The sequence below is a fragment of the Mediterraneibacter butyricigenes genome (assembly GCF_003574295.1).
Classification (GTDB): Bacteria; Bacillota; Clostridia; order Lachnospirales; family Lachnospiraceae; genus Mediterraneibacter_A; species Mediterraneibacter_A butyricigenes.
Genome location: NZ_BHGK01000003.1, coordinates 1 through 5175, shown reverse-complemented (window position 1 = coordinate 5175; position 5175 = coordinate 1). Strand labels below are relative to the sequence as shown.

13 protein-coding genes are annotated in these 5175 nt (G+C 40.0%); 6 read left to right on the top strand and 7 right to left on the bottom strand.

Annotated features, from left to right (window positions below; genetic code table 11):
* From KGMB01110_RS14350 to KGMB01110_RS15120, 6 genes are all read left to right on the top strand, one after another.
* Nucleotides 1-219: YdcF family protein (locus KGMB01110_RS14350; protein WP_136626700.1), on the top strand; the 219-nt coding region annotated here is incomplete at its 5' end.
* Nucleotides 220-384: 165 nt separating this feature from the next.
* Nucleotides 385-1302 (top strand): aldo/keto reductase, encoded by a 918-nt coding sequence (locus KGMB01110_RS14345; protein WP_330507966.1) that lies wholly within the window; start codon nt 385-387, stop codon nt 1300-1302.
* A gap of 164 nt (nt 1303-1466) precedes the next feature.
* Entirely contained in the window at nt 1467-1787 is a 321-nt protein-coding gene (locus KGMB01110_RS14340) for a DUF1540 domain-containing protein (RefSeq protein ID WP_117601973.1), read from the top strand.
* 148 nt (nt 1788-1935) lie between these two features.
* Entirely contained in the window at nt 1936-2157 is a 222-nt protein-coding gene (locus KGMB01110_RS14335; protein WP_119299272.1) for a hypothetical protein, read from the top strand.
* Nucleotides 2154-2456: a hypothetical protein gene (locus KGMB01110_RS14330; protein ID WP_119299270.1), complete on the top strand. Its 303-nt coding sequence runs from the start codon at nt 2154-2156 to the stop codon at nt 2454-2456. The genes KGMB01110_RS14335 and KGMB01110_RS14330 overlap by 4 nt, the downstream gene beginning before the upstream one ends.
* 26 nt (nt 2457-2482) lie before the next feature.
* On the top strand, nt 2483-2602 hold the full coding sequence (locus tag KGMB01110_RS15120; RefSeq protein ID WP_170141748.1) for a permease-like cell division protein FtsX: 120 nt from the start codon (nt 2483-2485) through the stop codon (nt 2600-2602).
* Here KGMB01110_RS15120 and KGMB01110_RS15995 read toward each other — a convergent pair.
* The 7 genes from KGMB01110_RS15995 to KGMB01110_RS15990 all read right to left on the bottom strand — a co-directional run bounded on the left by KGMB01110_RS15995 (nt 2583) and on the right by KGMB01110_RS15990 (nt 5173).
* Nucleotides 2583-2702: a permease-like cell division protein FtsX gene (locus KGMB01110_RS15995; RefSeq protein WP_170141748.1), complete on the bottom strand. Its 120-nt coding sequence runs from the start codon at nt 2700-2702 to the stop codon at nt 2583-2585. The two genes, KGMB01110_RS15120 and KGMB01110_RS15995, sit on opposite strands and share 20 nt — an antisense overlap.
* 25 nt (nt 2703-2727) lie before the next feature.
* Nucleotides 2728-2979: a hypothetical protein gene (locus KGMB01110_RS14325; RefSeq protein ID WP_119299268.1), complete on the bottom strand. Its 252-nt coding sequence runs from the start codon at nt 2977-2979 to the stop codon at nt 2728-2730.
* 46 nt (nt 2980-3025) lie between these two features.
* Nucleotides 3026-3247, bottom strand: coding sequence for a hypothetical protein (locus KGMB01110_RS14320; protein ID WP_119299266.1), 222 nt, complete (start codon nt 3245-3247; stop codon nt 3026-3028).
* A 148-nt stretch (nt 3248-3395) separates the two neighbouring features.
* Nucleotides 3396-3716 carry a DUF1540 domain-containing protein gene (locus KGMB01110_RS14315; RefSeq protein WP_117601973.1) on the bottom strand — a complete coding sequence of 107 codons (321 nt, stop codon included), beginning with the start codon at nt 3714-3716 and terminating at the stop codon, nt 3396-3398.
* Between the two features lie 163 nt (nt 3717-3879).
* Nucleotides 3880-4797, bottom strand: a complete 918-nt coding sequence (locus KGMB01110_RS14310; RefSeq protein ID WP_330507966.1) for an aldo/keto reductase — start codon at nt 4795-4797, stop codon at nt 3880-3882.
* 56 nt (nt 4798-4853) lie between these two features.
* Nucleotides 4854-5021, bottom strand: a complete 168-nt coding sequence (locus KGMB01110_RS15565) for a YdcF family protein (RefSeq protein WP_136626699.1) — start codon at nt 5019-5021, stop codon at nt 4854-4856.
* Nucleotides 5018-5173 (bottom strand): ElyC/SanA/YdcF family protein, encoded by a 156-nt coding sequence (locus KGMB01110_RS15990; RefSeq protein ID WP_136626698.1) that lies wholly within the window; start codon nt 5171-5173, stop codon nt 5018-5020. Before KGMB01110_RS15990 ends, KGMB01110_RS15565 begins: the two co-directional genes overlap by 4 nt.
* Between the last annotated feature and the right edge of the window lie 2 nt (nt 5174-5175).

The following is a 5175-nucleotide window of genomic DNA, read 5'->3' as shown; positions in this document are numbered from 1 at the left end:
TTCTCGATGAATGACTATCTGTTGGAGTGTGGAATTGAGCAAGCCAGACTGCTGATGGAAGACAAGTCTACAACGACCTGGGAAAATCTGAAATTCAGTTTCGGTCTTTATGGCGCTGATTTTTTGAACAGTGATCTTCATGGGAAAAAGGTGGGAATCGTGACCAATGATTTTCATGTGTGCCGTGCTCTGATGATGGCGAAAAAAACAAGGCTATAAAAAGGTGCAGGGAGTACCGGCATCTTCCAATCCGGTCCTGTTTTTAAATTATCTGGTACGGGAGTTTTTCGCATGTGCACAGACGCTGCTATATTACAGGAAAAGATAAAGAAAAAAATATAGAGAAAGACAATAGAAAAAAAGAAAACGAGGTGGAAGAGACGGATGAGTGAAATGTTAAGAGCAATAAAAACGGATGAGTTTAAGGGAGTCAATGACTGCTATACCCTGAACAACGGAGTGAAGATTCCGTGCGTAGGATTCGGAACCTATAAGGCTGCGCAGGACGAGAGTGAGCGAGTGATCAAAACGGCGATCGAAGCAGGATATCGTTGTTTTGATACAGCATCCTTTTATGGAACGGAACCATATCTTGGAACGGCAATCAAAGAAAGCAAAATACCAAGAGAAGAATTTTTTATTTCTTCCAAAGCATGGAAAACGGAGATGGGATATTCTCAGGTAAAAGAGGCTTTTGAAAGAACTCTTGAGAATCTTCAGACGGATTATCTGGATCTCTATCTGATCCACTGGCCGCTTCCGGAAGTAGGATATAAAGACTGGAAACAGTTGAATATTGATACCTGGCGTGGAATGGAAGAGCTGTATAAAGCAGGAAAGGTAAAAGCAATTGGTGTCTGCAATTATCTGCCACATCATCTGGATAATCTGATCGATAACTGTCAGATAATTCCGGCGGTAGATCAGATTGAAGTACATCCGGGGTATACCCAGGAAAGCGTACTTTCTTACTGCAAAGAACATGAAATCCTGGTTCAGGCATGGAGTCCGATCGGAAGAATGAGAATGATGTCGGAACCACTGATCGTAGAACTGGCAGAAAAATATAAAGTTTCACCGGTACAGATCTGTCTGCGTTATGAAGTACAGAGGGGAATTTTGCCGTTGCCGAAATCCTCTGCGATGGAGCGGATGAAACAGAACATGGATCTGTTTGGCTTTGAGATTTCCAGAGAAGATATGTGGCGGATCACAACGCTGCCTCCGATGGGATGGTCGGGTGAACATCCGGATCGAATCCGTGTGAAAGTGGTAGAAAGCACAGAACCATATGAGGCTTAAGGTGTATCGTGCACCAGTGGCTCAAAGTGAAACGAAAGTATAAGCGGAAAAGCAGTGTGTGGAAAAGGGGTTCCGCGCTGTACAAACAGAAATGTTTTATTATACATAAAATCTGAAAAAATGAGCAGACTATCTCCGATCAATAAATTTGAGGAGGTAGAAAAATGCCAAAATTAAAATGCAGCGTGCAGACATGTGCGCACAATCATCAGTTTTTATGCGATTTAGATCAGATTCAGGTGGGAGGTAATCAAGCCTGTTCCCCAAGTGAGACACAGTGTGACAGTTTTACGGAAAGAAAAGAAAGCGGCTATTCAAATGCGGCCGGCGGGGGATGCCACTGTTCCGAAACAACCGGAATCGACTGTCAGGCAGAAAAATGTATGTACAATGAAGCATGTAAGTGTCAGGCCGGACGAATCAGCGTAGAGGGTGGTCAGGCAAAGCAGTGTCAGGGTACGGAGTGTGCAACTTTTAAGATGTAGAGGGGTTTCATGAAGTGTTTTACTGCTTTGAAGTGTAAAAATTATCTGCGGGGAGATAAACTTTATCTCCCTTTTTCTATCTGAGGCTCAAAAAGGTTATTTAAGGATTGTTAAGTATATTTGAAAGATAATAAAATGGGAGTACAAAATGAAAAAAAGATGGATAGTTATATTGGGAATAATGCTGGTAGTTGTTGGGGGATATTTAACATATAGTAAGTTGTTTGTTTCTTCAAAATATGTTGGGATTTGGAATTCTGAAAGTTCGGGAAAAACAATAGAAATATTCAGGGATGGCACAGTCTTTATTATCAAAAAGGTAAAAGTAGTGATAAAGAAATCGTTTACACTGCGGAAGAGGGAAAATTGAGTGATGGACATATTATAATGAAAGACAGATTTGATTCTCAGGGATGTTTGGATACATATTCAGCAGTAGAGGAAATTCCAAAAGATGATTTTTTACCGATTTCTATTGTATATGATATGGAATTTCAGGGTACAGAAGCTTGTACAATAATGAATGCAGAAAGACGAAATACAGATCAACGTGTTGCGTTTGTTAAAAGTTCTAATAAAGTGAAAAAAGAAAAGTTGGGAGAAAAAAGGGAAGCCAGTGATTATCAAATTACAGTGTTTTTGATGAGGATATTTCGGAGCAAAAGTTAGCTGAATTGAAAAATGAAATAGAAAAAATGAATGGTGTAGTATCGGTTACATATATTTCACCGGAAAAAGCATGGGAAAATTTTCAAGAAACATACTATAAAGAAGGGGAAGTGCTTGTAGATGGATTTAAAGACGATCGTCTTTAAATCCATCTACAAGCACTTCCCCTTCTTTATAGTATGTTTCTTGAAAATTTTCCCATGCTTTTTCCGGTGAAATATATGTAACCGATACTACACCATTCATTTTTCTATTTCATTTTTCAATTCAGCTAACTTTTGCTCCGAAATATCCTCATCAAAAAACACTGTAATTTGATAATCACTGGCTTCCCTTTTTTCTCCCAACTTTCTTTTTTCACTTTATTAGAACTTTTAACAAACGCAACACGTTGATCTGTATTTCGTCTTTCTGCATTCATTATTGTACAAGCTTCTGTACCCTGAAATTCCATATCATATACAATAGAAATCGGTAAAAAATCATCTTTTGGAATTTCCTCTACTGCTGAATATGTATCCAAACATCCTGAGAATCAAATCTGTCTTTCATTATAATATGTCCATCACTCAATTTTCCTCTTCCGCAGTGTAAACGATTTCTTTATCACTACTTTTACCTTTTTGATAATAAAAGACTGTGCCATCCCTGAATATTTCTATTGTTTTTCCCGAACTTTCAGAATTCCAAATCCCAACATATTTGAAGAAACAAAACAACTTACTATATGTTAAATATCCCCCAACAACTACCAGCATTATTCCCAATATAACTATCCATCTTTTTTTCATTTTGTACTCCCATTTTATTATCTTTCAAATATACTTAACAATCCTTAAATAACCTTTTTGAGCCTCAGATAGAAAAAGGGAGATAAAGTTTATCTCCCCGCAGATAATTTTTACACTTCAAAGCAGTAAAACACTTCATGAAACCCCTCTACATCTTAAAAGTTGCACACTCCGTACCCTGACACTGCTTTGCCTGACCACCCTCTACGCTGATTCGTCCGGCCTGACACTTACATGCTTCATTGTACATACATTTTTCTGCCTGACAGTCGATTCCGGTTGTTTCGGAACAGTGGCATCCCCCGCCGGCCGCATTTGAATAGCCGCTTTCTTTTCTTTCCGTAAAACTGTCACACTGTGTCTCACTTGGGGAACAGGCTTGATTACCTCCCACCTGAATCTGATCTAAATCGCATAAAAACTGATGATTGTGCGCACATGTCTGCACGCTGCATTTTAATTTTGGCATTTTTCTACCTCCTCAAATTTATTGATCGGAGATAGTCTGCTCATTTTTCAGATTTTATGTATAATAAAACATTTCTGTTTGTACAGCGCGGAACCCCTTTTCCACACACTGCTTTTCCGCTTATACTTTCGTTTCACTTTGAGCCACTGGTGCACGATACACCTTAAGCCTCATATGGTTCTGTGCTTTCTACCACTTTCACACGGATTCGATCCGGATGTTCACCCGACCATCCCATCGGAGGCAGCGTTGTGATCCGCCACATATCTTCTCTGGAAATCTCAAAGCCAAACAGATCCATGTTCTGTTTCATCCGCTCCATCGCAGAGGATTTCGGCAACGGCAAAATTCCCCTCTGTACTTCATAACGCAGACAGATCTGTACCGGTGAAACTTTATATTTTTCTGCCAGTTCTACGATCAGTGGTTCCGACATCATTCTCATTCTTCCGATCGGACTCCATGCCTGAACCAGGATTTCATGTTCTTTGCAGTAAGAAAGTACGCTTTCCTGGGTATACCCCGGATGTACTTCAATCTGATCTACCGCCGGAATTATCTGACAGTTATCGATCAGATTATCCAGATGATGTGGCAGATAATTGCAGACACCAATTGCTTTTACCTTTCCTGCTTTATACAGCTCTTCCATTCCACGCCAGGTATCAATATTCAACTGTTTCCAGTCTTTATATCCTACTTCCGGAAGCGGCCAGTGGATCAGATAGAGATCCAGATAATCCGTCTGAAGATTCTCAAGAGTTCTTTCAAAAGCCTCTTTTACCTGAGAATATCCCATCTCCGTTTTCCATGCTTTGGAAGAAATAAAAAATTCTTCTCTTGGTATTTTGCTTTCTTTGATTGCCGTTCCAAGATATGGTTCCGTTCCATAAAAGGATGCTGTATCAAAACAACGATATCCTGCTTCGATCGCCGTTTTGATCACTCGCTCACTCTCGTCCTGCGCAGCCTTATAGGTTCCGAATCCTACGCACGGAATCTTCACTCCGTTGTTCAGGGTATAGCAGTCATTGACTCCCTTAAACTCATCCGTTTTTATTGCTCTTAACATTTCACTCATCCGTCTCTTCCACCTCGTTTTCTTTTTTTCTATTGTCTTTCTCTATATTTTTTTCTTTATCTTTTCCTGTAATATAGCAGCGTCTGTGCACATGCGAAAAACTCCCGTACCAGATAATTTAAAAACAGGACCGGATTGGAAGATGCCGGTACTCCCTGCACCTTTTTATAGCCTTGTTTTTTCGCCATCATCAGAGCACGGCACACATGAAAATCATTGGTCACGATTCCCACCTTTTCCCATGAAGATCACTGTTCAAAAAATCAGCGCCATAAAGACCGAAACTGAATTTCAGATTTTCCCAGGTCGTTGTAGACTTGTCTTCCATCAGCAGTCTGGCTTGCTCAATTCCACACTCCAACAGATAGTCATTCATCG